19 protein-coding genes and 1 tRNA gene are annotated in these 26,223 nt (G+C 68.5%); 10 read left to right on the forward strand and 10 right to left on the reverse strand.

Annotation, left to right across the window (positions count from 1 at the left end; genetic code table 11):
- Positions 1–46 precede the first annotated feature (46 nt).
- Entirely contained in the window at positions 47–982 is a 936-nt protein-coding gene (gene glsA / locus SOM18_RS17220; RefSeq protein ID WP_031438960.1) for a glutaminase A, read from the forward strand.
- A gap of 3 nt (positions 983–985) precedes the next feature.
- On the opposite strand, the gene SOM18_RS17225 is transcribed toward glsA, so the two are convergent.
- Both SOM18_RS17225 and SOM18_RS17230 read right to left on the reverse strand, forming a co-directional pair.
- The gene (locus SOM18_RS17225) at positions 986–3,421 is read right to left on the reverse strand and encodes a bifunctional diguanylate cyclase/phosphodiesterase (protein WP_052380790.1); all 2,436 of its coding nucleotides are present in this window, start codon (positions 3,419–3,421) and stop codon (positions 986–988) included.
- Positions 3,422–3,519: 98 nt separating this feature from the next.
- On the reverse strand, positions 3,520–4,620 hold the full coding sequence (locus SOM18_RS17230) for a serine hydrolase (RefSeq protein ID WP_235188233.1): 1,101 nt from the start codon (positions 4,618–4,620) through the stop codon (positions 3,520–3,522).
- A 425-nt stretch (positions 4,621–5,045) separates the two neighbouring features.
- On the opposite strand from SOM18_RS17230, the gene SOM18_RS17235 reads away from it, so the two are divergent.
- Entirely contained in the window at positions 5,046–7,736 is a 2,691-nt protein-coding gene (locus SOM18_RS17235) for a TonB-dependent receptor plug domain-containing protein (RefSeq protein WP_320482060.1), read from the forward strand.
- 47 nt (positions 7,737–7,783) lie between these two features.
- Here the strand turns inward: SOM18_RS17235 and SOM18_RS17240 are convergent, their stop codons facing one another.
- From SOM18_RS17240 to SOM18_RS17250, 3 genes are read right to left on the reverse strand one after another with little or no spacing between them, the layout of a single operon-like run.
- Complete coding sequence (locus SOM18_RS17240; protein ID WP_107931505.1) at positions 7,784–9,313, reverse strand: DHA2 family efflux MFS transporter permease subunit; 1,530 nt, start codon at positions 9,311–9,313, stop codon at positions 7,784–7,786.
- A gap of 10 nt (positions 9,314–9,323) precedes the next feature.
- Positions 9,324–10,508 (reverse strand): HlyD family efflux transporter periplasmic adaptor subunit, encoded by a 1,185-nt coding sequence (locus SOM18_RS17245; protein ID WP_414712134.1) that lies wholly within the window; start codon positions 10,506–10,508, stop codon positions 9,324–9,326.
- Positions 10,505–11,947, reverse strand: a complete 1,443-nt coding sequence (locus SOM18_RS17250; protein WP_192191235.1) for an efflux transporter outer membrane subunit — start codon at positions 11,945–11,947, stop codon at positions 10,505–10,507. The genes SOM18_RS17245 and SOM18_RS17250 overlap by 4 nt, the downstream gene beginning before the upstream one ends.
- Before the next feature lie 85 nt (positions 11,948–12,032).
- Between SOM18_RS17250 and SOM18_RS17255 the strand changes: the two genes are divergently transcribed.
- Positions 12,033–12,665 (forward strand): TetR/AcrR family transcriptional regulator, encoded by a 633-nt coding sequence (locus tag SOM18_RS17255; protein ID WP_031438953.1) that lies wholly within the window; start codon positions 12,033–12,035, stop codon positions 12,663–12,665.
- A 5-nt stretch (positions 12,666–12,670) separates the two neighbouring features.
- On the opposite strand, the gene SOM18_RS17260 is transcribed toward SOM18_RS17255, so the two are convergent.
- Positions 12,671–13,354: a hypothetical protein gene (locus SOM18_RS17260; protein ID WP_192191236.1), complete on the reverse strand. Its 684-nt coding sequence runs from the start codon at positions 13,352–13,354 to the stop codon at positions 12,671–12,673.
- A gap of 166 nt (positions 13,355–13,520) precedes the next feature.
- Between SOM18_RS17260 and SOM18_RS17265 the strand changes: the two genes are divergently transcribed.
- Genes SOM18_RS17265 through SOM18_RS17290 form a run of 6 tightly spaced genes read left to right on the forward strand, consistent with a single transcriptional unit; the run spans position 13,521 to position 19,395 of the window.
- On the forward strand, positions 13,521–16,346 hold the full coding sequence (locus tag SOM18_RS17265; RefSeq protein ID WP_320482062.1) for a monovalent cation/H+ antiporter subunit A: 2,826 nt from the start codon (positions 13,521–13,523) through the stop codon (positions 16,344–16,346).
- 2 nt (positions 16,347–16,348) lie between these two features.
- Positions 16,349–16,705, forward strand: a complete 357-nt coding sequence (locus SOM18_RS17270) for a Na+/H+ antiporter subunit C (RefSeq protein WP_042467027.1) — start codon at positions 16,349–16,351, stop codon at positions 16,703–16,705.
- Entirely contained in the window at positions 16,702–18,225 is a 1,524-nt protein-coding gene (locus SOM18_RS17275; RefSeq protein ID WP_031440532.1) for a monovalent cation/H+ antiporter subunit D, read from the forward strand. Before SOM18_RS17270 ends, SOM18_RS17275 begins: the two co-directional genes overlap by 4 nt.
- A complete protein-coding gene (locus SOM18_RS17280; RefSeq protein WP_031440533.1) occupies positions 18,222–18,713 on the forward strand; it encodes a Na+/H+ antiporter subunit E in 492 nt (163 codons plus the stop codon). The genes SOM18_RS17275 and SOM18_RS17280 overlap by 4 nt, the downstream gene beginning before the upstream one ends.
- The gene (locus tag SOM18_RS17285; protein WP_031395560.1) at positions 18,710–18,979 is read left to right on the forward strand and encodes a K+/H+ antiporter subunit F; all 270 of its coding nucleotides are present in this window, start codon (positions 18,710–18,712) and stop codon (positions 18,977–18,979) included. The genes SOM18_RS17280 and SOM18_RS17285 overlap by 4 nt, the downstream gene beginning before the upstream one ends.
- A complete protein-coding gene (locus SOM18_RS17290) occupies positions 18,976–19,395 on the forward strand; it encodes a Na+/H+ antiporter subunit G (RefSeq protein ID WP_031440534.1) in 420 nt (139 codons plus the stop codon). The genes SOM18_RS17285 and SOM18_RS17290 overlap by 4 nt, the downstream gene beginning before the upstream one ends.
- A gap of 27 nt (positions 19,396–19,422) precedes the next feature.
- On the opposite strand, the gene SOM18_RS17295 is transcribed toward SOM18_RS17290, so the two are convergent.
- The 3 genes from SOM18_RS17295 to SOM18_RS17305 all read right to left on the reverse strand — a co-directional run bounded on the left by SOM18_RS17295 (position 19,423) and on the right by SOM18_RS17305 (position 22,618).
- Positions 19,423–20,982: an alkaline phosphatase D family protein gene (locus SOM18_RS17295; protein WP_031440535.1), complete on the reverse strand. Its 1,560-nt coding sequence runs from the start codon at positions 20,980–20,982 to the stop codon at positions 19,423–19,425.
- Between the two features lie 125 nt (positions 20,983–21,107).
- Positions 21,108–22,082, reverse strand: a complete 975-nt coding sequence (locus SOM18_RS17300) for a FecR family protein (protein WP_320482063.1) — start codon at positions 22,080–22,082, stop codon at positions 21,108–21,110.
- Positions 22,079–22,618, reverse strand: coding sequence for an RNA polymerase sigma factor (locus SOM18_RS17305; protein WP_051916211.1), 540 nt, complete (start codon positions 22,616–22,618; stop codon positions 22,079–22,081). Before SOM18_RS17305 ends, SOM18_RS17300 begins: the two co-directional genes overlap by 4 nt.
- 233 nt (positions 22,619–22,851) lie before the next feature.
- Here SOM18_RS17305 and SOM18_RS17310 point away from each other — a divergent pair, with 233 nt between their 5' ends.
- Positions 22,852–25,860, forward strand: coding sequence for a TonB-dependent receptor (locus tag SOM18_RS17310; RefSeq protein WP_042466256.1), 3,009 nt, complete (start codon positions 22,852–22,854; stop codon positions 25,858–25,860).
- Between the two features lie 264 nt (positions 25,861–26,124).
- Here the strand turns inward: SOM18_RS17310 and SOM18_RS17315 are convergent.
- Positions 26,125–26,201 (reverse strand) — tRNA-Met (locus SOM18_RS17315).
- Positions 26,202–26,223 lie beyond the last annotated feature (22 nt).

The raw sequence follows: 26,223 nt of genomic DNA on the forward strand, positions 1-26,223 counted from the left end.
TCATGCGCGCCGCCTGCGAGTTGACCCTGTTCACCAGGAGAGCCGCATGCCCAGCACGATCGCGCAGATCATCACCGAGATCGCCGCCGAGATCACCGACGACGCCGCGCGGATCGAGGCATCGGCGGACCGCAAGGAGGAGGCCGCGCCCGGGCCGATCGGCATCGCGGTCGCGCTGACGTCGGGCACGCTGCTGACCGCGGGCGCGGCGACGACGGCGTTCCCGATCCAGAGCATCTCGAAGCTGTTCGCGCTCGACCTCGCGCTTGCGGCGATCGGCGACGACGTCTTTGCGCGCGTCGGCAAAGAGCCGTCGGGCGACCCGTTCAACTCGATCGTCGATCTCGAGCGGACCAAGGGCGTGCCGCGCAACCCGTTCATCAACGCAGGCGCGCTGGCGGTCGTCGATATCCTGGTCGAACACCGGCCCGAGGACGGCGACGACCCGGCGGTCGCCCGGCTGATCGGGCGCGAGACCGGGTCCGATGGCGTCACGTTCGACGAGGACGTGATGGCGTCCGAGCAGGAGGGCGGCGATCTCAACCGCGCGATGATGAGCTTCATGCGGCATCACGGCAATCTCCATGCCGATCCCGACGCGGTGATGGCCGCCTATGTCCGCAACTGCGCGATCGCACTCGATTGCCGTGGCCTTGCCAAAGCGGGCGCGTATCTCGCGGCGACGCGGCGGACGCCCGATGACCAGGAGGCTGACGCGGTGGCCAAGCGTCACCGCACCGTGCTCGGCCTGATGATCACCTGCGGCCATTATGACGGGTCGGGGGATTTTGCGGTGCGGGTCGGCCTGCCCGCCAAGAGCGGCGTCGGCGGCGGCATTCTCGCGATCGTGCCCGACCGTGCGGCGATCGCGGTCTGGTCGCCCAATCTCGACCAGCACGGCAACAGCATCCTCGGCATCCGCGCGCTCGAGATGATCGCGCACCGGACCGGCTGGTCGGTGTTCGGACCGCCGCTGGTCTGACGCTCAGGCGGCGAGCCGGGTAACCGTCACCCCCGAGGATTGCGGGTCGGTATCGCCGGGTGCGCCGATGATCGTGTCCCCCGGCAGTTCGGCGAAGTCCGCCGTCGCATCGGTGAACGGGACGACCGGGCGGCCGAGCAGATAGCCCTGCGCCACGTCGCAGCCGATATCGTGCAGCACGTTGAGCTGTTCGCGCGTCTCGACCCCCTCGGCATGCGTCAGCACGCCCAGTTCCTTGCCGATCGCGACGGTCGCGCGCAGCACCGCCATGCAGCGCGGATCATTCGCCGCCTCGGCGACGAAGCTGCGGTCGATCTTGATCCGGTCGAAACGGAAGTCGCGCAGATGCGCGAGCGACGATTGACCGGTGCCGAAATCGTCGAGCGACACCTTGATGCCGAGCTTGCGGATCCGGTCGAGCATCACCGCGGTCCGGCCCGCATCGTCGATCAGCGCGGTCTCGGTGATCTCGATCTCGACCCGCTCGGGGGCGACGCCGTGGATCAGGATCGCCTGCGTCAGGCTGTGGAGCAGCCCTTCCGACTTCAGCTGCGCGGCGGAGATGTTGATCGCGACGTTGAGATGCGGCGACCAGCCCGCGAGGTGGCGGCACGCCTCCATCATCACCCAGCGGCCGATATCCTCGACCAGCCCGCATTGCTCGGCGATCGGGATGAAGACGCCCGGCGGGATCCAGCCGCGCACCGGGTGGTTCCAGCGGATCAGCGCCTCATAGCCCGTCGTGCCCCCCGTCAGCAGATCGACGACCGGCTGGAAGGCGAGTGCGAAGCCGCCCGTCTGGACCGCTTCGTGCAGGTCGTCGACGATCCCCTGACGTTCGGCGAGCCGTTCGGCGAGCCCGGGCAGATAGGCCTGCGCGCGCCGCCGCCCGAGCCGCTTGGCCTCGTACAGCGCCATGTCCGCGCGCTTCATCAGGTCGTCGGCGGAACAGGCGCCCGAAAAGTGGGAAATGCCGATGCTGCAGCTCGGCAGCAGCCGGCAGCCGTTGATGACGACCGCGCCGCTCAATTGCGCGACGATCGAATCGGCGAGCGCCGCCGCCGCGTCACCCGTCTCGCTGGCGAGGATCGCGAGCTCGTCGCCGCCCATCCGCGCGATGAAGCTGTCCTGGGGCAGCAGCCGCGTCAGCTCGGCCGCGACATGGACCAGCAGCTGGTCGCCGACCGCGTGACCAAAGGCATCGTTGATCCGCTTGAAATCGTCGAGGTCGATCATCAGCAGCGAGAAGGGCGTGCCGATCCGGATCCGCGCCTCCTTCTGCTCGCGCAGCGACCGGCGGTTCCCCAGCCCGGTCAGCGGGTCGTGATAGGCCAGGTGCGTCAGGTTGCGCAGCGCCTGCCGCTCAGCGCTGACGTCGTTGAAGGTCAGCACCACGCCCTTGGACTGCATCGGACGGCACTGCATCCGATAGACGCAGCCATCGTCCATCGCCCATTCGCGGTCGAACGTCGCGTCGGTCCGGATCCATTGCTGCATCGCCGCGCGGATCTCGGCGCGCCGCTCGGGCCGCCAGCCGCGATGACGCGCGACGATGTCGATACAGGCGGTGATCGTCATGCCCGGCGCGATCGCCCCGTCCGGGATTGCGTACATCTCGAGAAACCGGTGGTTGAAATGCTGCAGCCGGGCATTGCCGTCGATGAACACCAGCCCGTCCGACATGCTTTCCAGCACCGCTCTCAGCGTGTGCCCCTCTTCCTCGCGCGTCGTCCTGAACCGCTCGAAGGTCAGCAGGCTCGCGAGGCAGGTGACCGACACGCCAAACGCCATGCAGGCGGCGACGAGGCCCGGCGACAACAGGCTGCCGCGGACGTCGCCGATGCTGCCGACGACGATATCGCCCGACAGCGCGACGAAATGCGTCGTGCAGATTGCGAGCGCGAACAGCATGCAGGCGGCGGTGCGCGAACCCGCCCAGCCGCGGTGGAGCTGCCACGTCGCCATCAGCACCGTCCCGAGCACCAGCCCGGTGATGTTCGTCGGCCAGGAAAACACGTGGACGCAATCGGTCATGCCCGTCAGCCCGACCGCATGCATGCACCAGATGCCCGCGCCCGCGATCGTCGCCGCGGCGATCCGCGCGACGCGGCGGCGCAGGCGGGTGACCGCGACCAGCGGCACGCCGACCAGCGCGATGCCGACCAGCGCGGACAGGATCGTGATCGGCACGTCGTAGCGGAGCAGGAGGTCGGGACGATAGGCGAGGATCGCGATGAAGTGCGTTGCCCAGACCCCGAGCCCCGCAGCGAGCGCGAGCGCGGCATGCCGCCAGCCGAGCGGTTCGCCGGGCTCTGCCGCGGTCCGGTCGAGATCGATCGCGAGCATCGCCACCGACCAGCTGGCGGTCAGGCAGATTCCAATAGCGACGGCGACTAGCGACCCCGAATGCTCGAAATGAAGATTGAAAAGGGGGACCACGATCTTTGCTCTCAGGAAGTCACTCCCAATCGCATGAATTTATTAAAGAAAGTTATAACCGAAACGGCTTGATAGGGCCCCTTGCCCCGGCGGCACGATCAATTGCCCGCCGAGGCGACCACGGCCCGGGTCACGTCGCCCATCAACCGCATCCGCACCGGGATCGGCTCGCGCGTGCTGGCGATCATCACCGCGACCGCATAGCGATGGCCGTTCGGCGCGACGAGCAGCCCGATATCATTATAGCCGGTCGACAGGCTGCCCAGGTCCTGCCCGGTGCCGGTCTTGTGCGCGAGCGACCAGCCCGGCCGCAGCCCCGATTTGAGTCGCAGCGGCCCGGTCTTGCTCGACCGCATCAGCGTCAGCAGCGACGCGGTCGAACGCGCGCTCAACAGCTTGCCCTGCGCGAGCAGCGACAGGCCAAGCGTCACGCCATTGGCGGACGCACCGTCGTAGGGCGCCGCGAGATAGCGGTTCAGCGCCTTCGCCCGCGCCTCGTAGGTCATCGCCGCGCGCGCCTGGAGAAATCCCCAGCCCCCCGCCCATTCGGGCCGCCATTCGAGCCCCGCGGTCTTCGCCTGCAGCACCCGTTCACCCGGGCCGAAGGTCACGCCCTCGACACCCTTGGCGTCGAGCATCCGGTTGATCGCCGCGGGCCCACCGACGCGCCAGAGCAGCACGTCGTTGCAGGTATTGTCGCTGCGCGTCATCGCACCGCGCAACAGCTCGTCGATCGTCGTCGTATAGCCGTCCGCGCCGATCAGCGCGCGGATCGGCTGGTGGAACAGCGTCAGGTCGGCACGCGTCAGCGTGACGCGGTCGGACAGCGAAATCTGCCCGCGGTCGACGGCGTCCATCACCGCGATCGCCACCCACAGCTTGCTGACGCTTTGCTGCGGACGCCGCGTGTCGCCGTCCCAGGCCACCACCCAGCCCTCGTCGATGTCGCGCACCGTGATCCCGACCTGTCCCTTGAAGCTCGCGCCGAGCGCCTGGACCGCGTTGAGCAGGTCCGCCGCGGGCTGGGGCCTGGTCGACGGCCGCGTCGGCGACGATGGCCGGGGCGCCGGCGCCACGGTCGTGACGGTCAGCGGCGGCGGTGCGGGACGCATCGGCTGGCGACCCGCGGGAACGCACGCACCCAGGCTGGTGACCGCGGCAAGGATCCCGGCGAGGCGATGAGACACTGAAATTGACACGATAAGTTCCCCTTGTCCGCTGCTTAGCGCGCTGAGCGCTGCGCGGAACCCGAAAGCTGCCGCGTCCGCCGCGTTTCGGGTTCCGCCGGTCGCACGCCGCCGATTCGCCGTGGCCCGGCTTTGGCCCCGGTGGCGATGCCCGGCCCACCACGTCCGCCGCCCCTTGCCTGGCTGGAACCGGGACAATCGATTGCGTCAATTCTGCAACATTATGACGTCCATATGAAAGTCGTGCGTATTTTCGGTTGCAAAGACGGGACCGCTATGGCCGTTTGTTGCCAGGACAGGTCAAGGACGAAGCCGGACAGGCGGCCGTCCTTGCGTGTGACAGGGCAATTTCCGCAGGCGCGCCAAGGGGAATCGGCGGTCTGGAACGGCGATGATGGGGGAGGATCCTGAGAGCCACTTTTCAAAGGGGGCTTAGGATGATCAGATACACGACCTCGACCGTCGCACTGGCGGCCGCACTTCTTGCCGGGTCCGCCGCCTTCGCAGCGACGCCCGGCAGCGGACAGGATGGCGCCGCGCCCACACCCGCACCGGCCAGCGCCGTGCAGGAAAGCGTACCCGACGCCGCCAGCGCGACCCCCGAGCCGTCGAACGACATCGTCGTGCTGGGCACGCGCCGGACCGATCGCACGCTCGCCACGTCGCCGTCGCCGGTCGACGTGATCAGCTCGGCCGAACTGACGTCGCAGCCCGCCGCCAACATGATCGACGCGCTCAAGAATATCGTGCCGTCCTTCTACGCCGGACAGAATTCGATCTCGGACGCCTCGACCTTCGTCCGCTCGCCGTCGCTGCGCGGCCTGTCGGGCGATCAGGTGCTCGTGATGATCAACGGCAAGCGCTATAACCGCTCCGCTCTGGTCCAGGTCTATGGCGGCAGCGACACCGGGCTCGGTCGCGGCGCGCAGGGGCCCGACATCTCGGCGATCCCGTCGCTCGCGATCGGCAATCTGCAGGTGCTGCGCGAGGGCGCGACCGCGCAATATGGCTCCGACGCGATCGCCGGCGTGCTCAACTATGGCCTGCGCGAGGATCAGGGGATCGAACTGGTCGGTCGTGCCGGCCAATATTATGCGGGCGACGGCGAAAGCTATCAGATTGCGGGCAATGCGGGCGTGAAGGGCGACTGGGGCTTCATCAACGTCACCGGCGAATATGTCGACGAAGGCCAGACCAGCCGCGGCCGCACCCGCCCGTCGGCCGCCAATTTCGCGCAAAACTTCCCGGCGCTCGCGAACCAGCTCCCCAATTATCCGCTGCCCGTGCAGATCTGGGGCAATTCGCCCTCGCACGGCTTCAAGTCGGTCTACAACTCGGCGATCAACGTCACCGACAGCAGCAAGATCTACGTCTTTGCCAATTATGCGCAGAGCAAGGGCAATCAGAGCTTCAACTACCGCGCCTCGGTGTCGAGCACCGCGGTCGACACGAACGGCGTGGTCCGCAATCAGGGCGCGAACGGCGCGTTCAACAACACCTTCTTCCTCACCCCCTGCCCGACCGGCAACGCGACCTGCCCGAGCGGCGGCTTCGTTCGCGACGGCAACACCTTCCGCTTCGGCACGCTCTACCCCGCCGGCTTCACGCCACGCTTCGTCGGCAAGACGCAGGAAGTGTACGGGGTGCTCGGCTACAAGGGCACGTCCGGTGCGTTCAGCTACGACCTGTCGGGCACGCTGGCGCGCAACAAGCTGTCGCTGTCGATGTATGACTCGGCCAATTTCTCCTACGGCCCGGCGACGCAGACCAGCTTCGACTTTGGCGACCTGATCCAGAAGGAAACCAATTTCAACGCCGACTTCACCTATGCCGCGGACCTCGGTCTCGCCGCACCGCTGACCATCTCGGCCGGTGGGGAGTTCCGCAAGGAAACCTACGAACAGACCGCGGGCGACACGCAATCCTATGCCGCGGGGCCCTATGCGATCGCGCAACAGCTTTTCACCCAGACCGCGCCGGGCGTGTACGTCGCCTCCGGCACGACCGCGGCGCAGGGCGTCGGCGCGAGCGGCTATGCCGGCACCAGCCCCGCCACCGCAGGCAAGTTCAGCCAGAAGGCCTATGCCGCCTATGTCGGTCTCGAAACCGACCTGACCGATGCGCTGACGGTCGGCGCGGCGGGCCGGTACGAGCATTACAACACGTTCGGCGACGCCTGGGTCGGCAAGGTGAACGCGCTGTACAAGTTCGCCGACGCCTTCTCGGTCCGCGGCAGCTTCGGTACCGGCTTCCACGCACCGTCGCCGGGCCAGTCGAACGTCTCGATCGTCACGACCTCGTTCAACAACGGCGTCGCGTTCCAGGCGGGCACCTACCCGACCAACACCGCGGTCGCGCAATATTATGGCGCGAGCAACCTGACCCCGGAAAAGTCGACCAATTACGGCCTCGGCTTCATCCTCGAACCGGTCCGCGGAATGACGGTCACGGTCGATGGCTACCGGATCAACCTGCGCAACCGGATCGGCCTGACCTCGCCCTTCATCGTCACCGCGGCGGACCTTGCCGCGCAGCCGGCGCTGCTGCCGGTCGGTGTCGGCGGCCAGGTCCAGTATTTCACCAACGGCTTCAAGACGCGTACCCAGGGCATCGACGTCGTCGGCACCTACCGCACGCGGTTCAGCGAGGCGGAGCTGAACTTCTCGCTGGCGTATAACTACAACGACACCAAGGTTACCGAGTTCGATGCCCGGGTGGTCGGCACCGCGCAGCTGATCGATGCGGAAAATCTGGCGCCAAAGCACCGCGTCGTCTTCAACGCCGGCTGGACGCTTGACAATCTGAGCCTGAACGTCCGCGAGAATTACTACAGCTCGTTCACCAGCGCGCAGGATTACGGCCAGACCAACGGCGTGCCGAATCAGGTGTTCAGCGGCAAGTTCGTCACCGATCTCGAGCTCAGCTACACCTTCGCCGAGCATTTCACGGTTGCGGTCGGCGCGCAGAACTTCACCGACGAGCATCCCGACCGGCTCAAGCCGACCTCGACGGTGCAGATCTATCCGCTGACCGGCGGCACGGCGGACGGCCAGGTCTATCCGCGCAACGGCGGGCCGTTCGGCTTCAACGGCGGCTTCTACTATACGCGTCTGCGCGTGAAATACTGAGACCGGACGGGGGGCGCCGCGGTGCCCCCCGTCTTCTCACCACCGGATCAGTGCGCGGCGGCGGGGTCGACCGGCCGGGCGGGCCGCGGCGCCAGCCAGATGATCGCGGCGGACACGAAGAAGATCAGCGCGGCAAAGGCGAACAGGTGGTTCGTCGCCAGCGCGAAGCTTTCCTGCTCGACCACCCGCTCGATCAGCCCGCGCCCCTGTTCCGCGCTCAGCCCGTGCTGCTGCGCATTGGCGATCACCTGATCGCCATTGTTGAGGATGTTGGTCAGCTCGGCGCGGTTCGTCTGCGCGTTGTTCTGCCACATGGTGCTGCCGATCGAGGTGCCGATCGCCGCCGCCAGCGTCCGCAGGAAGCTCATCACGCCCGCCGCCGACGCGGTCTCCTCGGGATTGACCGCGCCCAGCGCGATGATCGTCAGCGGGATGAAGAAGAACGGCATGCCCAGCCCCTGGACGAGCTGCGGTGCCGCCAGGATCCAGAAATCCGCACCGCTGAACCAGAAGGTCCGCAGCACCGACGTCAGCCCGAGCCAGAAGATCCCGAAACACACCAGCGCGCGCGGATCGACCTTGTTGCTCAGCTTGGCGACGATCGGCGAGAAGATCACCGCGAGCACGCCGTTGAACGCGGTCACATAACCCGCATCGCTCGCGGTATAGCCCATCGTCGACTGCAGCCATTGCGGGATGATCACGACCGAAGCGAAGAAGGTCCCGAAGCTGAAGGCGAGCGCGGTCACCGCGACGGTGAACCCGCGGTGCCGGAACACGCGCAGGTCGACGATCGGGTTGCCCGCGGTCAGCTCCCAGATCAGGAAAGTGACGAAGCCGATCGCCGCGACGATCGCGCAGCCGACGATGAAGCTCGACCCCAGCCAGTCATGCTCACGCCCGAGATCGAGCATGATCTGCAGCGCGGCGATCCACACGACCATCAGGAACAGGCCGAAGCGGTCAATCGGCACGATCTCGGTCTTGGTCTCGGATTTGCGCAACAGCGTGAAGACGCCGACGATGCAGAAGATCGCGATCGGCAGGTTGATGTAGAAGATCCACGGCCAGGACCAGTTGTCGCTGATCGTCCCGCCCAGGATCGGCCCGAGGATCGGCGCGGTGACCGTCGTCATCGCCCAGGCGCCCATCGCCGCCGCGCGCTTCTGCGGGGGAAAGATGGTCAGCAGCAGCGTCTGCGTCAGCGGCATCAGCGGGCCGCCGCAAAAGCCCTGCCCGATCCGGAACGCGACCATCGCGCCGAGCGACGAGGCGAGGCCGCACAAGGCGGAGAAGACCGCAAAGCCGATCATCGCCGCCATGAAGACGCGGATCGTCCCGAACCGCCGGACCAGCCACCCGGTCAGCGGCACGCAGATCGCCTCGGCGACCGAATAGGAGGTGACGACCCAGGTCCCCTGAGTCGGCGACACGCCGAGCCCGCCCGAGATATGCGGCACCGACACATTGGCGATGGTCGTGTCGAGCACCACCATGAAGTTGGTCAGCGCCAGCACGAAGCCCGCAAGGATGAGGCGCGGGCCGGTCAGCACCGGCGCGGACGTGTCGGCGGCCATCGATCCGCTCCTAGCGATCGCCCGAGATGTCGATCTCGGCGTCCATCGATAGCCCGACGCGCAACGGATGATCGCGCAGTTCCTTGGGATCGAGCGCGATGCGCACCGGCAGACGCTGGACCACCTTGATCCAGTTGCCGGTCGCGTTCTGCGCGGGGATCAGCGCGGACGACGCGCCGGTCCCGCCAGCAAGCCCGACGACGCGGCCGTGATAGACGACGTCGTCGCCGTGCAGGTCGGAGATCAGCGTCGCATGCTGGCCGACGCGGACATGCTGGAGCTGGCCCTCCTTGTAGTTCGCGTCGACATAGAGCTGGTCGACGGGCACGATCACCATCGCCGCGGTGCCGGGCGCGAGCCGCTGGCCGATCTGGACGTTGCGCTGCGAGATCACGCCGTCGATCGGCGCACGCACGACCGCGCGCGACAGGTCGAGCCGGGCCTGGCGCAGCTTGGCGCGCGCGGCGAGGACCTCGGGGGCGTTGTCGCGCGTGGTGCCGCGGGTCAGCGCGGTGTTGGCGGCGCGATCCTCGAGCGCGGAGGCGCGCGTCGCGGTCGCCTGCGCGATCCCCGCCTGCGCGATCGCGACATTGGCGCGCGCGGTGCGCAGCGCGTTCGTCGCCGCGGTCACCTCGTCACCCGATACCGCGCCCGCCGCGACCAGCGCCTGGCGACGCTGATAATCGATCTGCGCGCGGTCGAGATTGCCCTGGGCGAGCAGCAGCTGCGCGCGGGCGGCACCGATATCGGCGCTGCGCGCATTCGCCTGCGCCTGGAGCGCATCACCCGTCGCCGCGGTCTGGCCATAGCGGCGCTCGGCGCCTGCCAGATCGGCTTCGGCCTGCGCGACCGCGATCTGCAGGTCGGCATCGTCGAGCCGCATCAACACCTGCCCGCGCTTGACGGTCTGTGTGTTGCTCACCGTGACCGCGATCACCTGCCCGCTGACCAGCGGCATGACCTGCGCGGTTTCGGCGGCGACATAGGCATTGTCGGTCGTCACGCGCTTCGACAGCACGAGCGCATCGTAGACGAAATACAGGACGGCGATCACGACCAGCACGGCCGCGAAGATCAGCAGCAGCCGCTTGCGCTTGCCGGGGTTGGCGGTGTCGACCTTGGGGCTGTCCTTGGGATCGGCCTTGGGCTCCTCGGCAGGAGTCTGGTCGCTGTCGTGGGATGGGGTGTCCATCATCGTGTCCCGCTGGTCTGGATAAGGGGTTGGAAGCCGCCGCCGAGCGCGCGCACCAACTGCACGTCGAGCGCGAACCGGCGCGAATCGATCGCCGCGACCGAACGCCGCGCGGTCAGCACCGCTTCCTCGGCGCTCAGCACGTTGAGGAAGGTCGACAGGCCACCGCGATAGCGCAGCTGCGCGACCTGATACGCGCCTTCGGCATCGACCAGCGACGCGCGCGCATCGCGCATCTGCGCTGCGACCTGGCGCCGGCTGGTCACGACATCCGCGACCTCGCGCAGCGCGTTGATCACGATGCGGTCATAGCTGCCGACCGCCTCGTCATACTGGCCGCGCGCCTGACGATACTGGCCCTGCAGCGCGCCGCCGCGAAAGATCGGCAGGCTGATCGCGGGGCCGACATTGCCGATGCTCGATCCGCCCTTGAACAGGTTGTCGAGGCCGAGCGATTGCAGCCCGATCAGCCCCGACAGGCTGAGATTGGGGTAGAAATCGGCGCGGGCGACCTTGATCCGGCTCGCCGCCGCTTCGGCGCGGGCGCGGGCGGCGGCGACGTCGGGACGCCGGCCGATCAGGCCGATCGCCGCGTCGGCGGGCAGTTCGGTGGCGAGCACGGGGACCGCAGGCCGGGTGATCGTCAGTGCGCGATCGGGCCCGGCCCCGAGCAGCGCGGCGATCGCGTTCTTGGCGAGCGCGATCTGTTCGGCGTTGCTGGCCAGGTCGACCCGCGACGCCGGCACCGCGGAACGCGCCTGTTTGAGCTCGGCCTGCGTATCGAGCCCGATCGCGACACGCTCGTTCACCAGCCGCTCGCTCGCGCTGCGCACCGCATTCGCCCGCTGCAGCACGTCCTGTTCGGCATAGAGCCGCGCAAGATCGGCATAGCGCGCGGCGATATCGGTCGCGAGCGTCAGCGCCGCCTGCTCGCCGTCGAGCCGCGCGGCCTCCGCCTCCGACGTCGCCGCGACCAGTGCCGCACGGTTGCGCCCGAACAGGTCGAGATCGAGACCTGCGTCGAGTGCCAGCCGGCCCGTGTCGTTCCAGCCCTTCGGAATGAATTCCGCGGGGATGCCGTTATTGTAGCTCTGCTTGTTGAGCCCGACCGTGCCCTCGGCGTCGAGCCGCGGCTGGTTGGCGGCACCCGCCTGCTGCACCGCGCCGCGCGCGGTCCGCACGCGGGCCGCCGCGATCGCGATGTCGGGCGATCCCGCCAGCGCTTCGGTGATCAGCGTGTCAAGCTGCGCATCGCCGTAGCCCCGCCACCACTGCGCCGCCGGCCACGCCGCATTCGACGCCGGGCCGTTCGACGCGAGGCTGTTGCGCGATGCATAGGTGTCCGCGGATGCCAGGACGGGCGGCGGCCCCAGATCGGGCACCGCGCAGCCGGCAAGCCCGGCTGCGATTGCGGTGCAGCCGGCGAATCGAATCAGTCGCATTGAATCATCGTACTCCTGCGTACGCTCGGCAGATGGTCCCGGGTCGTGGACTTGTCAATAAATAATCGTACCGTATAGTACGGCTATGTCCGAGCCGAAAACCCGCCGCGATCTGAACCGCGAAGCCCGTCGCGAGACGATCGTGGCGACCGCGCGCGAGGCGTTTCTCGACCATGGCTATGCCGCCACCTCGATGTCGACGATCGCCGTGCAGCTCGGCGGGTCGAAGGGGACGCTCTGGGCCTATTTCCCCTCCAAGGAGGATCTGTTCAGCGCGGTGCTCGACGATGTCACGTCGAACTTCCGCCAGAGCCTCGAGGATGCGCTGCGCCCGGGGCGCGACTGTGCGACGACGCTGCTCGATTTCCTCGAACGCTTCCAGGGCAAGCTGCTGCATCCCGACAATATCCGGCTGCACCGGCTGATCGTCGGCGAAGGCGGGCGGTTTCCCGAGATCGGTCGCATCTTCTATGCCCGCGGCCCGCAGATCGTGATCGAGCAGCTTTCACTCTATCTGCGCGGGCGGATGGACGCCGGCGACCTGCGCGCCGATGATCCGGTGCAGGCGGCGATGCACCTGCTGCTGCTCGCCCAGACGCAACAGAATCTGCGGCTCTGGGGAGTGGTCGGCATGCCCGGTCCCGAGGAAGCGCGCCAGCAGGCGGCGCGCGCGCTCGATCTGTTCACGCGCGCTTATGGGGCAAAGGTCGCGCCGTAACGGCGTTACGCGCGGGTACCGGGAGCCGGAGCGTCCTCCCCCGCTGCAACCGTGTCGCCACCACCGCCGCCGCCCTGTCCACCACCGCCCCCGCCCGATCCCCGGGCGGCAGAGGCGCCGTCGCGCTCGCCCTTGCCGCGTCCGCCGCCCGCGGCCGGCCGCGTCGGGCCCTGCGCGGGCAGGACGAGGTCGGTCGGGACGGGCGCCAGATCGAGTGCGGCGCGCACGAAATCGCGCAATGACACGACCAGCGCGTGCGTCGGGACCGGGCGGCCCGCCGCGAGTTCGCCCGCGGCCTGTGCGGCCAGCCGGACCTGCTCGTCGGTGCCGAGCAGGATGATGTCCGACAGCGCCGCCTCGACCGCGTCGCGGATCCGCCGGCCGCGGTCCGATCCGGTGTCGATCGCGACATCCGCCGCATCGGCAGGCACCGCCTCGCCCCGGCGACGCAGGTCGCGGCGATGCGCGGGGTCGACCGTCAGCGTGCCGGTGAACGAGCCGCCCAAGGTCTTGTAGGCCGCGATCAGCGTGCGCAGCCGTTCGTTGATCTGCCGGTTGATCCGTTCGCGGCGCTGCTGGATCGTCATCATCGTGACGAGGCGGATGCCGACACCGATCGCCGTCACCAGCGCGAGCCCGAACAACGTCAGCAACGTGGTCTGCCAGGAACTGAAGTCGATCGTGCGCATGGTCGCTCCGCTATTCCGGGTCTGCGTGAGTCCCGATGCGGCACCAACGCGCATCGCGGGTCGATGCCCCCGGGATATCGTCAGGGCCGCTGGGCGTAGTCCGGTCGACCCGGAAGCCATATCGTGCGATGGCAAGTCTCGTGACGTCGCCGGGAAACGATCTGCCATGCCCCTGATGCTCCTGATGGTGCTGCCGTTCGCGGCGGCGCTGATGCTGGCGCTCGGCGCACGTGGCGGCCGTCGCATGCATGTCGGGATCGCCGCCGGTGCGAGCGCGGCGGGGCTCGCGCTGCTGCTTCTGGCCGCGCCCGCGGTCCTCGCGGGAACCCCGCTGACCGCGCGGATCGCGTGGATCCCGGCGCTCGGGCTCGATCTCAGCCTGTGGCTCGATCCGCTCGGGCTGCTGTTCGCCGGGCTGATCCTCGGCATCGGCCTGCTCGTCGTGATCTATGCGCAGGGCTATCTCGCCAAGGCTGAGCCGACCGGGCGGTTCCTGTCGTTCCTGATGCTGTTCCAGGGCGCGATGATCGGTATCGCGCTGTCGAACAACATCCTGCTGATGCTGATATTCTGGGAACTGACCAGCCTGTCGTCGTTCCTGCTGATCGGCTTCTGGCGCGACCGCGCGGACGCGCGGCAGGGCGCGCGGATGGCGCTCGCGGTGACGGGCGGCGGCGGGCTCGCGCTGATCGCGGGGATGCTGTTGCTCGGCCAGGCGGCGGGATCCTATGAGCTCGCAACGATCCTGACGCGCGGCGCCGTCGTCCAGGCGTCGCCGCTCTATCCTGCGATCCTGACGCTCGTCCTGCTCGGCGCGTTCACTAAGTCGGCGCAGTTCCCGTTCCATTTCTGGCTGCCGCACGCGATGGCAGCACCCACGCCGGTCAGCGCCTATCTCCATTCCGCGACGATGGTGAAGGCGGGCGTCTTCCTGCTCGCCCGCCTGTGGCCGGTGCTCGCGGGCAGCGACTTGTGGTTTTATCTGGTCGCCTCGACCGGCCTCGTGACGATGATCTTCGGCGCGGGCGTCGCGCTGTTCCGCAACGATCTGAAGGCTATCCTCGCCTATTCGACGATCAGCCAGCTCGGGCTGATGGTGATGCTGCTCGGTTTCGGCACGCCCGCGGCCGCCACGGCGGCAGTATTCCACATCCTCAACCATGCCGCGTTCAAGGCGGCGCTGTTCATGAACGCGGGCATGGTCGATCACGAGACGGGGACGCGCGATATCCGTCGCCTCGGCGGGCTCGCCGCGCTGATGCCGCTGACCGCGACGCTCGGCACGCTCGCGGTCGCGGCGATGGCGGGGCTGCCACCGCTCGGCGGGTTCATCTCCAAGGAGATGATGCTCGAACAGAGCCTGCATGCCGCGCACGATGGCCGGTCCTGGCTCGTGCCCCTGCTCGCGACGATCGCGGCGACGCTGTCGGTCGCCTATTCCCTGCGCTACGCCACCGCACAGTTTTTCGGGCCTCGCGCGACGGGGGATGTCGCCGCGCCGCATGATCCCGGCATGGCGATGATCGGACCGTCGATCGTGCTCGTGCTCGTCGCGCTCGGCTTCGGGTTGTTGCCGATGACGATCGCCGGGCCGCTGGTGCGCGCCGCGACGGGGGCGGTGATCGGTGGCACGCCGCCCGCGCTGGATCTGGCGCTGTGGCACGGGATCAACCCCGCCCTGGGGATGAGTGCGCTCGCGGTCGTGATCGGTGCGCTGCTGCTGTGGCGTCGCACGCCGGTCGCGCGCTGGCTGGACGGGCGGCGGACGCTCGATGCCAAGCGGCTGTTCGACGGCGCGATGGCGGCGATCGTCGCGCGCAGTCGCGATGCCTCGCTCGCCATCCATGCGCCATCGCTGCAACGCTATCTGTTCATGCTGTTCGTGGTGGCGGTGCTGTTCGGGATCGACGCCGCGCTGACGCCCGGCGGGCTGCCCGCGGGGACGCGCGCGACGCTGCCCGCGTCGCCGGTCGCGGTCGTCGCCTGGTTCGCGCTGGTCGTCGCGACCGGCATCGTCGTGGCGATGCAACGCCAGCGCTTCCTCGCGCTGGTCTTCATCAGCGTCATCGGCCTCGTCATCGCGCTCGCCTTCGTCCATCTTTCCGCCCCAGACCTGGCGCTGACCCAGATCGCGGTCGAGGTCGTGACGATCCTGCTGATGCTGCTCGCGCTGCACCTGCTGCCCAAGGTTCCGCCGCAACTCTCGAGCCTGCCGCGCCGCAGCCGCGATGCGCTGCTGGCGGCGGTCGCCGGGATCGGCACCGGCTGGGCGGCCTGGGCGGTGATGACGCGCGACCTGCGCGACACGGTCTCGTCGTTCCACTGGGCGAACAGCTATCCGGGCGGCGGCGGGACCAATGTCGTCAACGTGACCCTGGTCGATTTCCGCGCATTCGACACCTTGGGCGAGATCATCGTGCTCGGGATCGCGGGGCTGGCCATCTATGCGCTGCTCGAGCCCGCGGCGCGCGGCACGGCGGGGCGGCGGTTGCGCGAATGGCGGCACGACATGCCCCATTCGCCCGAGCGCCACCCGATGATGTTCGTGATGGCGACGCGGCTGCTGCTGCCGCTAGCGCTGCTGGTCGGCCTCTACATCTTCCTGCGCGGGCATAACCAGCCCGGCGGCGGGTTCATCGCCGCGCTGGTCGTTTCGATCGCGATCCTGCTGCAATATCTCGCCTCGGGCTTCGACTGGACCGACGACCGCCGCCGGATCGGCGAACATCCGCTGATCGCGGTCGGCGTGCTGATCGCGACCGCGACGGGGCTCGGCTCGCTCGTCTTCGGCGCGCGGTTCCTGACGAGCAGCTTCGGCTATTTCCACATTCCGCTGGTTGGCGAGGTCGAACTGGCGACCGCGATGTTCTTCGATACGGGCGTCGCTTGCGTCGTCGTCGGCGCGGTGATGATGGCGCTCGCCCAGCTCAGCCACGTCGCGCAGCGCGCGGCGCGCAACCGCGATCAGGCCGACGAGGAGACATCGGCATGAGCCTGGAATTCCTGATCGCCAGCGGAATCGCGGTGCTGACCGCAGGCGGCGTCTATCTCGCGCTGCGCGGCCGCACCTTTCAGGTCGTGCTCGGGCTGACCTTGCTGTCCTACGCGGTGAACCTGTTCCTGTTCGCGATCGGCCGGCTCGTCGTCGACCGCCCGCCGCTGTTCGCCAAGGGCGTGACCGACCATGCCGATCCGCTGCCCCAGGCGCTGGTGCTGACCGCGATCGTGATCACCTTCGGGATGACCGCGCTGGTCGTCATCCTGTCGCTGCGCAGCTTCCTCGAAAGCGGATCGGACCAGGTCGACGGCATCGCCGACGCCGTCCCCGGCCCGGAGCAGGATCGCGCATGACGCTGCTCGACCATCTCGTGATCGCGCCGGTCGTGATCCCCGCGATCATCGCGCCGCTGACGCTGATGGTGATGCGGCGGCGGCGGCATGTCGGCGTCGCGCTGTCGCTGGCCGGCTGCGTCGCGATGCTGGTCGTCGCGCTCGCGCTGTTCGGCATCGCGCAGGACGATGCGATCCGCGCCTATCCGCTCGGCGGCTGGCCGGCCCCGTTCGGGATCGTGCTGGTGCTCGACCGGCTGTCCGCCATGATGCTGGTGCTCGCGGCGGTGCTGGCGCTGGTGGTGATGCTCCACGCGGTCGTCACCGCGGTCGATCGCAAGGGCTGGCATTTCCATCCCCTGTTCCAGTTCCAGCTGCTCGGACTGAACGGCGCGTTCCTGACCGGGGACCTGTTCAACCTGTTCGTGTTCTTCGAGGTGCTGCTGATCGCCTCCTACGGGCTGATGCTCCACGGTCAGGGCGCGGCGCGGCTGAAGGCGGGGGTCGCCTATGTCGTCGTCAACATCGTCGGCTCGGCGCTGTTCCTGATCGCGCTGGGGCTGCTCTACGGGCTGACCGGGACGCTCAACATGGCCGATCTCGGCCAGCGCATCGCCGCACTGGGCGCACAGGACCAGGGGCTGATCCGGCTCGCCGGGCTGTTGCTGCTCGCGGTGTTCGCGCTGAAGGCGGCGGTCGTGCCGCTGCACCTGTGGCTGCCGCGCACCTATGCCGCGACCGCGCCGGTCGTCGCCGCGCTGTTCGCGATCATGACCAAGGTCGGCGTCTATGCGATGATCCGGGTCGTGCCGCTGATCTTTGGCGATGCCGCGGGCGCCGCCGCCTGGGTGCCGGCGCCCTGGCTGCTGCCCGCCGCCGTGCTGACCGCGATCATCGGCTTTGTCGGCGTGCTGGCGGCGCGCGCGATGCGCGAACAGGCGGCGTTCGCGATCCTCGGCTCGACCGGGACGCTGCTGCTCGCGGTATCGTGCTGGACACAGGCGACGACCGCGGCCGCGTTGTTCTATCTCGTCCACGCGACGCTGGCGGGCGCGGCACTGTTCCTCGTCGCCGACGTGACGCTGCGCCGACGCGGCCAATATGGCGATGCGATCGTCCCCAGTCCGCGCTTCGCGGGCCAGCAGGCGACCGGGCTGCTGTTCCTCGCCGCGACGATCGCCGCGGTCGGCCTGCCGCCGCTGTCGGGGTTCGTCGCCAAGCTGTTCATCCTCCAGACCAGCGTCACGGCCGCGCCATGGCCGCTGATCTGGGCGACGGTGCTGGGCACCACGCTGATCGGCGTGGTCGGCTTTGCCCGCAGCGGCAGCACGCTGTTCTGGAAGGCGGCCGACGATGCCGACCCGATCGCCGGCGCGGACCGGTCGCGCGCCGAACTGATCGCGCCCGCGACGCTGCTCGTGCTGCTCGCGCTGCTGACGCTCGGTGCCGGCTGGGCCACCGCGCAGGCGCAGGCGACCGCCGCGCAGATCTATGCCCCCGATCGCTATGCCGCGGCGGTCCTGACGGAGGCGACGCGATGATCAAGCGCCTCCTCCCCCACCCCGCGCTGACCGCGATGCTGGTCGTCGTCTGGCTGCTGATGGCGAACAGCATCACGGTCGGCGGGATCCTGCTCGGTCTGGTCTTCGGGATCGTCCTGCCCAAGTTCACCGAGCCCTTCTGGCCCGATCGCCCCCGCGTCCGCTTCGGCCGCGCGCTGCTCGGCTATGTCGGCCTCGTGCTCTACGACATCGTCGTCGCCAATTTCGAGGTCGCGCGGCTGATCCTGTTCCGGCGCAACCGCGATCTCCGCTCGCGCTGGCTGGTCGTTCCGGTCGCACTGTCGTCGCCCGAGGCGATCACCGTGCTCGCCGCGACGATCAGCCTGACGCCGGGGACGGTCTCGTCCGACGTGTCCGCCGACGGGCGCTTCCTGCTGGTCCACGCGCTCGACGTCGCGGACGCGGACGCCGAGATCGCGCGGATCAAGACCCGCTACGAGGCGCCGCTGCTAAGGATCTTCGCATGATCGCCACCGCCTTGCAGATCGCCGCCATCGCCATCGCGCTCGCGCTGCTGCTCAACGGCTGGCGGCTGTACCGCGGGCCCGCGCTCGCCGACCGGATCCTCGCGCTCGACACCATGGTGATCAACGTCATCGCGGTGATCGTCGTGATCGGCATGATGGGCGGCAACGACACCTATTTCGAGGCCGCGCTGCTGCTGGCGATGGTCGGGTTCGTCAGCACCATCGCCTATTGCAAGTTCCTCCTGCGCGGGGACATCGTCGAATGAGCGGCATCGTCGAGATCATCATCGCCGGCCTGATCCTGCTCGGCGCGGCGTTCGTGCTGATCGGCAGCTGGGGGCTGGTCCGCCTCCCCTCGACGATGGAGCGGCTGCACGGCCCGACCAAGGCGACGACGCTCGGGCTAGGCGGGCTTTTGCTGGCGTCGGTGGTGTTCTTCCAGGTCCGGCTCGGCGTCTGGACCGCGCACGAGCTGCTGATCTCGCTGTTCCTGTTCATCACCGCACCGATTTCGGCGAACATGATCGCCAAGGTCCATCTCCACCGCGCGCGGACCGGCGACCGCCCCGATCACGACGGCATTGCGGGGCCACCGCCCCGCCCCGACCCGGATGGCGAAGGCGACTGGGCGACGTTCGAGGCGCCGCATACCGACACGCAGGCCTCGATCGAAAATCCCTAAGCGTCTGCACGGGGCCGCGCAACCGCGTCAGGCCGGCTGTGGCCCGGGCTGTTTTGGATCCACCACGAACTTGGCGAAGGTGGAGATCGACCCGCCCGGCCGATCGACCTGATCCATCACCTTCACCTCGGCAAGCCAGCGGTCCGGCGTCACGGTGAACAGCTGATAGCCGCGCTGGTTGTTGAGCAGGCTGACGTTCGGATTGTGGTCGAGCGCGCGCGTCTCGCCCGCATAACGCGCACCGCCGGTGCCGCCCGACGAGATCGAAGTCGCGAGAAACTCGGTCGCGATTGCGGGACCGCCCAGGTCGTTCGCGTCGCGCGGGACCGAACCGACGACATTCTGGTGCAGGTCGCCGCTGCCGATCACGACATTGGTCAGCCCGCGCCGCGCGATGCCGTCGACGAGCCGCTGCCGCGCCAGCGGATAGCCGTTCCAATTGTCCTTGCCGATCACCGGCGTCGTCGCGCCGTCCTTGCGCGCGTCATAGGGCATGAACAGCACCTGTTGCGCGATGAAGTTCCACCGGGCGTCATTGGCGAGCCCGTCGTCGAGCCAGCGCTCCTGCGCCGCCCCCAGCATCGTGCGCCCCGGCTGGTCGACGGGCACGCAGGCGTCGAGTTCGCCCCGCGCGATCCCGGGCCGCTCGCAGAGCTGGTCGCTGCGGGCCGAGCGCGTGTCGAGCACGTGCATCCGCGCCAGCGTGCCGTAATCGAACCGGCGATAGGCGCGCCCGGTCCCGGGCCGTTGCGCGCGACGGACGGGGACATGCTCGTACCAGGCCTGCAACGCCGCGGCCTTGCGCGCGGCGAACACCGGCGGCGGGTTGCCGTCCTTGTCGAATTCGCCCGCCCAATTGTCGTCGATCTCGTGATCGTCGAACGACATGATGAACGCGACCGCCGCATGCGCCGCCTGCAGGTCGGGATCCGCCTTGTACTGCGCATAGCGGCGGCGATACTGGTCGAGCGTATAGGTCTCGGCGCCGAGGTGCTTGCGCGGACTGGGCTCGGCCCGGGTCGCCATCTCGTAGATATAGTCGCCATAATGGAAGACCGCGTCGAGATCGGGCTCGCGCGCGACATGCGCATAGGCAGTGAAGAAGCCCGTCTCGAAATCCTGGCACCCCAGCATCGCCAGCCGCAGCCGGGCGAGCGACGCGCCCGCCGCGGGCGCGGTGCGCGCGGTCCCCACCGGGCTCGATCCGGCACCCTCGACGAGGAAGCGATACCAATAGGGCCGATGCGATCGCAGCCCGTCGACCTCGACATGAACCGAATGCGCGAGCGCCGCGTCGGCGACCGCCGCGCCCGTCCGGACGATCTTGCGGAAACCCGAGTCCTCGGCGATGTCCCAGCGGACCGGAACATCATGCGGCGGCATGCCGCCGTCCGGGGTCTGCGGCTCGGGCGCCAGCCGGGTCCAGATCACGAACCCGTCGGGCCAGGGATCCCCCGACGCGACACCGAGCGTGAACGGATCGCGCGTGAACGTCGCCTTCGCGAGCAGCCGCGGCGCCCCCGCCCCGCCCAGCATTGCGAGCGAGAGGCCGGCCTTGACCAGATTGCGGCGATCGAACTGAGCCATACGGACACTCCCTGCGGCAGCGCGCGCCTGCAGCGCCCGACCGGCGTCGCAGCGCGACCTGCTATGCCGGAAAGACGGAGCAGACGGGCAAAACCCGACAGACAAAAGAACGGGCGGCGGCGATCCTACGGATTCCCGCGCTCACCCGCCGGGCGGATGGCGATCGCGTCTTTCCCGTAAGCGACATCGACCTGATAGGCCGCCTGCACCGCCTGCAATGCGCGGTCGGTATCGGAAATATGGAAGCGGCCGCTGATCGGAAGCGCCTGCAGGCGACGGTCCTCCAACAGGATCGGCCGCGCCGAGTAACGCTGAACCTTGCCGATCAGCACCGCGAGCGGAACGTCGGATGCCTCGAACCACCCCGACTTCCACTCGGGCGCGCTGGCCGCGATGCGGGGTTGCGCCGTGACCTGCCCGTCGACGACGCGTGCGCCGTCGCCCTTGTGCAGCACCAGATCCGCTTCCCCGGCGACGCCGACCTCGACCGCACCGCGGTAGACGACCACGGCGGTGCGCGTCGGCGACTGGCGATCGACGTTGAACGCGGTGCCCAGCACGCGGACGGACGTGGTGCCGCTCGCGACCCGGAACATCCGGCTGCGTTCGTGGCGGATATCGAAATAGGCCTCGCCGCGGACGAGCTCGGCACCGCGGTGCCAGGGCAGGATCCGCACATGCAGCTCGGTGTCGCCGCTCAGGTCGACGCGCGACCCGTCCGCAAGCACGACGGTACGGCTCTCCCCAGGGCCGGTGCGATAGCGCGTCGTCGCCAGCATCGGCACGAGCAGGAGAATCGCAACCAGTATCGCGCAGGCAGCAGCGGCCAGCCGCGGCATCGATCGCCGCCCCCGGCGCGCGCGATCGACCCGCGGGGCCGGCGGGATCGCGGCAGCAGGGACGCACGCCGCGGTCCCGAGCGCCTCGACCAGCGCCTCCGATTGCCAGAGCGCCTGCATCTCGGCGAAGACCGCACGGTGCCGCGGCGACGCGGCCATCCACGCATCGAAGTCCGGCCCCGCCGCGGCATCGAACGCCGGCTGGTTGAGCCGGTCGATCCACGCGGCGGCATCCTCGGCGATCTGGCTCTCGCGGCTCATCGCCCGCGTCCGCACGCGATCGCCTCTCCCGGCATCGCCTTGTGAAGGTCTGCCAGGCCGCGGGTGATGTGTTTCTCGACTGCCTTCGGGCTCAACCCCAGATCCCTCGCTATCGCCGCGCAGCTTTGCCCCTGCAAACGGCGGCGGACAAGCACGTCGCGGCGCAGCGGCGGCATGGCGTCGAGCGCGTCCCGGAGGATCGCGACCGCCTCGCGGCCGACCAGCACCCGGTCCGGCAGGGGCGCCTGGCTGACGGGCTCCTCCGCGCGTTCGGCGACATAGCGGCGGTCCCTGCGATGATGGTCGACCAGCAGGTTCGCGGCGATCCGGAAGCCGAGCGCATAGATGCTGACCAGCTTCTGCACGCGCCCCTGGTGCACCAGCCGCGACAGCGTCTCCTGCACGACGTCCTCGACGACATCGACCCGGCTGGTGCGCGCACGGACATAGCGGCTCAGCGTCGCCGCGATCGCGCGCCAGTCCTCGACCGCGGGCTCGCCCGCGCGGGTGTCGATCTGGGGAAGGGTCGCTGGCATGGCTCGTCCGGGTTGTTGATCCCGGCGACCTAGGCCGCGTTTGTGACAATTTCGGAGAGGGTGCGACAAGGAGTTCGCGCGGACGCTGCCCGATCCCCCAAATTGCGCAGCACCACCGTCAGTATAAACGCCGACCTGCATCAGACTTCGCTGTCATATAACTGAAACCAAATACTTTGTCGGGTTTCCGGGCGCCTGCCCGTCTTGCCCTCGAACCATCTCGGGGGGAAATCATGTTTCATAGAATTCGTCTGGCGCGGCGTCTGCTTGCGTCCGTCGCACTGTCCGGCCTCGTCTGCGCGCCTGCGATCGCGCAGACCGCACCACCGGCACCACGCCAGTTCAGCTTCGACGTTCCCGCACAGGGTCTCGCCGACGCGCTCCTCGCCTTCTCGCGCCTGACCGGGCTGCAGCTCGCGACGTCGCCGTCGCTGCTGCAGGGCGCAAGCAGCCAGCGCCTGCGCGGGCGGATGACCGCGGAACAGGCGCTCGCGCGGATCACCGCGGGCAGCGCGGTCGACGGCAGGATCGTCGGCGGCACGGTCACCGTCGCGCGGCACATGGGGCCGGTGACGACGGCATACGCTCCTGCCGCGGCGCCCGGCGGGACCGAAGCCCAGGCGATCGCGCAGGCCACGCAGCCTGACCCCCTCGCCGATGACGGTGCCGACATCGTCGTCCGGGGCTACCGCCAGAGCGTCGCCAAGGCGCAGCAGATCAAGAAGGCCGCCACCGGGTCGCAGGAGGTGATCCTGGCGCAGGACATCGCCGCGTTTCCCGACCAGAACCTCGCAGAGGCGCTCCAGCGCATCCCCGGCGTCGCAATCACCCGCGACAGCGGTGAGGGTCGCCAGATCTCGCTACGCGGCCTTGGCGCGGATTTCACCCGCACGCAGCTGAACGGCATGGAGGTGCTCACCAATACCTCGTCGGGGCTGGACAGCCGCTCGTCGGTCAGCCGATCGCGCGCGTTCGACTACAGCATCTTCGCGTCCGAGCTGTTCAACAAGGTGATCGTCGAGAAATCCTATGCGGCGCAGCAGGATGAGGGCGGCATCGGCGGCACTGTCGGGCTGCACACCGCCAAGCCGTTCGACTATGACGGCCTCACCGTCGTCGCCTCCGCCCGCGGCCAGGCGAACCAATATACCAAGACGGTCACACCGCGCCTCGTCGGGCTGATATCTGACCGCTGGGGGGATTTCGGCGTCCTCGCCTCGGTCGCGTACAGCACCGCCGAGACCGTCGAGTTCGGCTATCGCAACTGGAACTGGTCGCAGATCAATTTCGGCGCGGCCAATGTCGGGCCCGCCGTCTCCGCTGCGGACCGCGCGCTCCTGGTCGGCGCGACCGGTGCCGCGCGCGTCTGGAACAGCCGTGCGCAGACTTACGCCACCTTCTTCAACAAGCGCGAACGGCTCGGCGTCACCACCGCACTGCAATATCATCCCGACGACCGCACCGATGTCTCGCTCGACCTGCTCTATGGCCGGCTGAACAACGACCGGCGCTCGGGCGTGATCGGCGCCGCGGGGACCAACGGCGTCGCCGCGAACAACGTCACGGGTACGCAGCTGCTGACCGGCGTCACCTTCGACGATTTCAACGACATCGTCGGCGCGTCGTTCGACCGTGTCGACATGCGCACCGAATCCAAGGTGACGCATGACCAGACGACCTTCTGGCAGGCCGCGCTCAACGCGCATACCGATCTCGCCAGCAACCTGACGCTCAACGTCCTGGGCGGCTGGTCGCGATCGACCTTCGCGTCGCGATATGCGCAGGTCTATCTAGAGGCGGTCGGCAAGAGCTATTCCTTTTCGGGGTTGAACACCGCCTCGCCGCGGACCGACTATGGCTTCGACACCACCGACGCGTCGCAATGGGACCTGCAGGGCCTCGAGACCCGCGCCGACCGGATCGAGAGCGAATTCTACAACAGCAAGGCAGAGCTTGCCTGGACCGTCGCCACGGGGTCGACGATCAAGGCGGGCGCGGGGTTCAAGCGCTTCACCAATGGCGGCTGGCAGCGCAAGGTCGCGCCCAGCTACGAGAACAAGCCGGGCGTGCCCGACGTCCCGACCAGCGTCCTGACCGACAGCACGCTCGCCCCCTATGTGATCGGCGATGTCGCCGGCACCTATGCGCTGCTCGGCCAGAGCATGATCGTCGACGCGAACAGCACCGTCGCCGGCACCGCCTATGACCTGACCGAACGGACCTATGGCGCCTATCTGCAATATGACCTCGCCACCCGGCTCGGCGCGATCGGCCTGCGCGCCAATGTCGGCGTGCGCTATTACCATACCGATCTCGGATCCGCAGGGACCGCGCTGGTCGGCAGCGCGCTCGTCCCGGTCAGCGTGACCAACCGCTATGACGGCTTCCTGCCCGCAGCGAACCTCGCCTTCGACCTCAGCCGGTCGATCGTCTTCCGGCTGAGCGGCAATCGCAATCTGAGCCGCCCTGCGCTCAGCGACATGCGCGCGGCCGGAACGCTCAACCTCGCCTCGTTCGGCGGCACGATCGCGGCCGGCAATCCCAATCTGAAGCCGTTCATCGCCGATTCGATCGAAACCTCGCTCGAATATTATGACGGCACGCGCGGATCGCTCGCGATCGGCGCTTTCTACAAGCACATGGACTCGTACATCACGTCGGAAACGCGGCTCGTATCCTATGCCTCGACCGGCTATCCGGCGGCGCTGCTGCCCGTCGGCGTCGACCCTGCGGTGCTGGTAAACTATACGCGCCCGATCAACGGCCCCGGCGCGTCGATCAAGGGGATCGAGGTCGCCGCGAAGCGCGACTTCGACTTCCTGCCCGCGCCGTTCGACAAGCTCGGCATACTCGGCAACGTCACGGTCGCCAGCGGATCGACCGACGTCTTCTATGCGGGCGTGCCGGTCCGCCTGCCGCTGCCGACGCTGTCCAAATTCTCGTCGAACGCGACGCTCTATTACGACACCGATCGCTGGGGCGCGCGCGGCTCGATCGCGACACGCTCGCGCTATCGCTGGGGCGATGGCGGCAACGGCAATATCGGCGAGTATATCAAGGGCACCACGAACCTCGACGCCTCGGCCTATGTCAATCTGACGCCGCGGTTCAAGCTGACGCTCGACGTGATCAACATCACCGACGAGCCGATCGTCCAATATGCCGACGGTACCGCCAAGCGGGTGATGACCAATACCGTCAGCGGCCGGACCGTCGCGTTCGGCGGGACGATGCGCTTCTGAACGAGCACAGGGGCAGGTCGGTCACCGGCCTGCCCCTTCACCGTCTGGATCCGTCCACGGCCCCGAGGGCCTGTACTCGACCGATACCAGGAATAGCGTGCGCCCCGTGCAGCAACAGCCGCCTTGATGCCGAGCGGGCGCATCCGGGCCCATCTTACAGACACGCTAGGTTACGCGTCCTCGTCATGGGGTCAGGCGCGCAGTAAAAGAGGGCTAGAAACGACGACAGCCCCGAAGCTTTCGCTTCGGGGCTGTCGTAGGATTTGGTTGCGGGGACAGGATTTGAACCTGTGACCTTCAGGTTATGAGCCTGACGAGCTACCGGGCTGCTCCACCCCGCGACGGTCCGGTTAGGGACGTAAG

Source organism: Sphingomonas sp. CFBP9019, from assembly GCF_034045155.1.
In the GTDB taxonomy this organism is placed as follows: domain Bacteria; phylum Pseudomonadota; class Alphaproteobacteria; order Sphingomonadales; family Sphingomonadaceae; genus Sphingomonas; species Sphingomonas aerolata.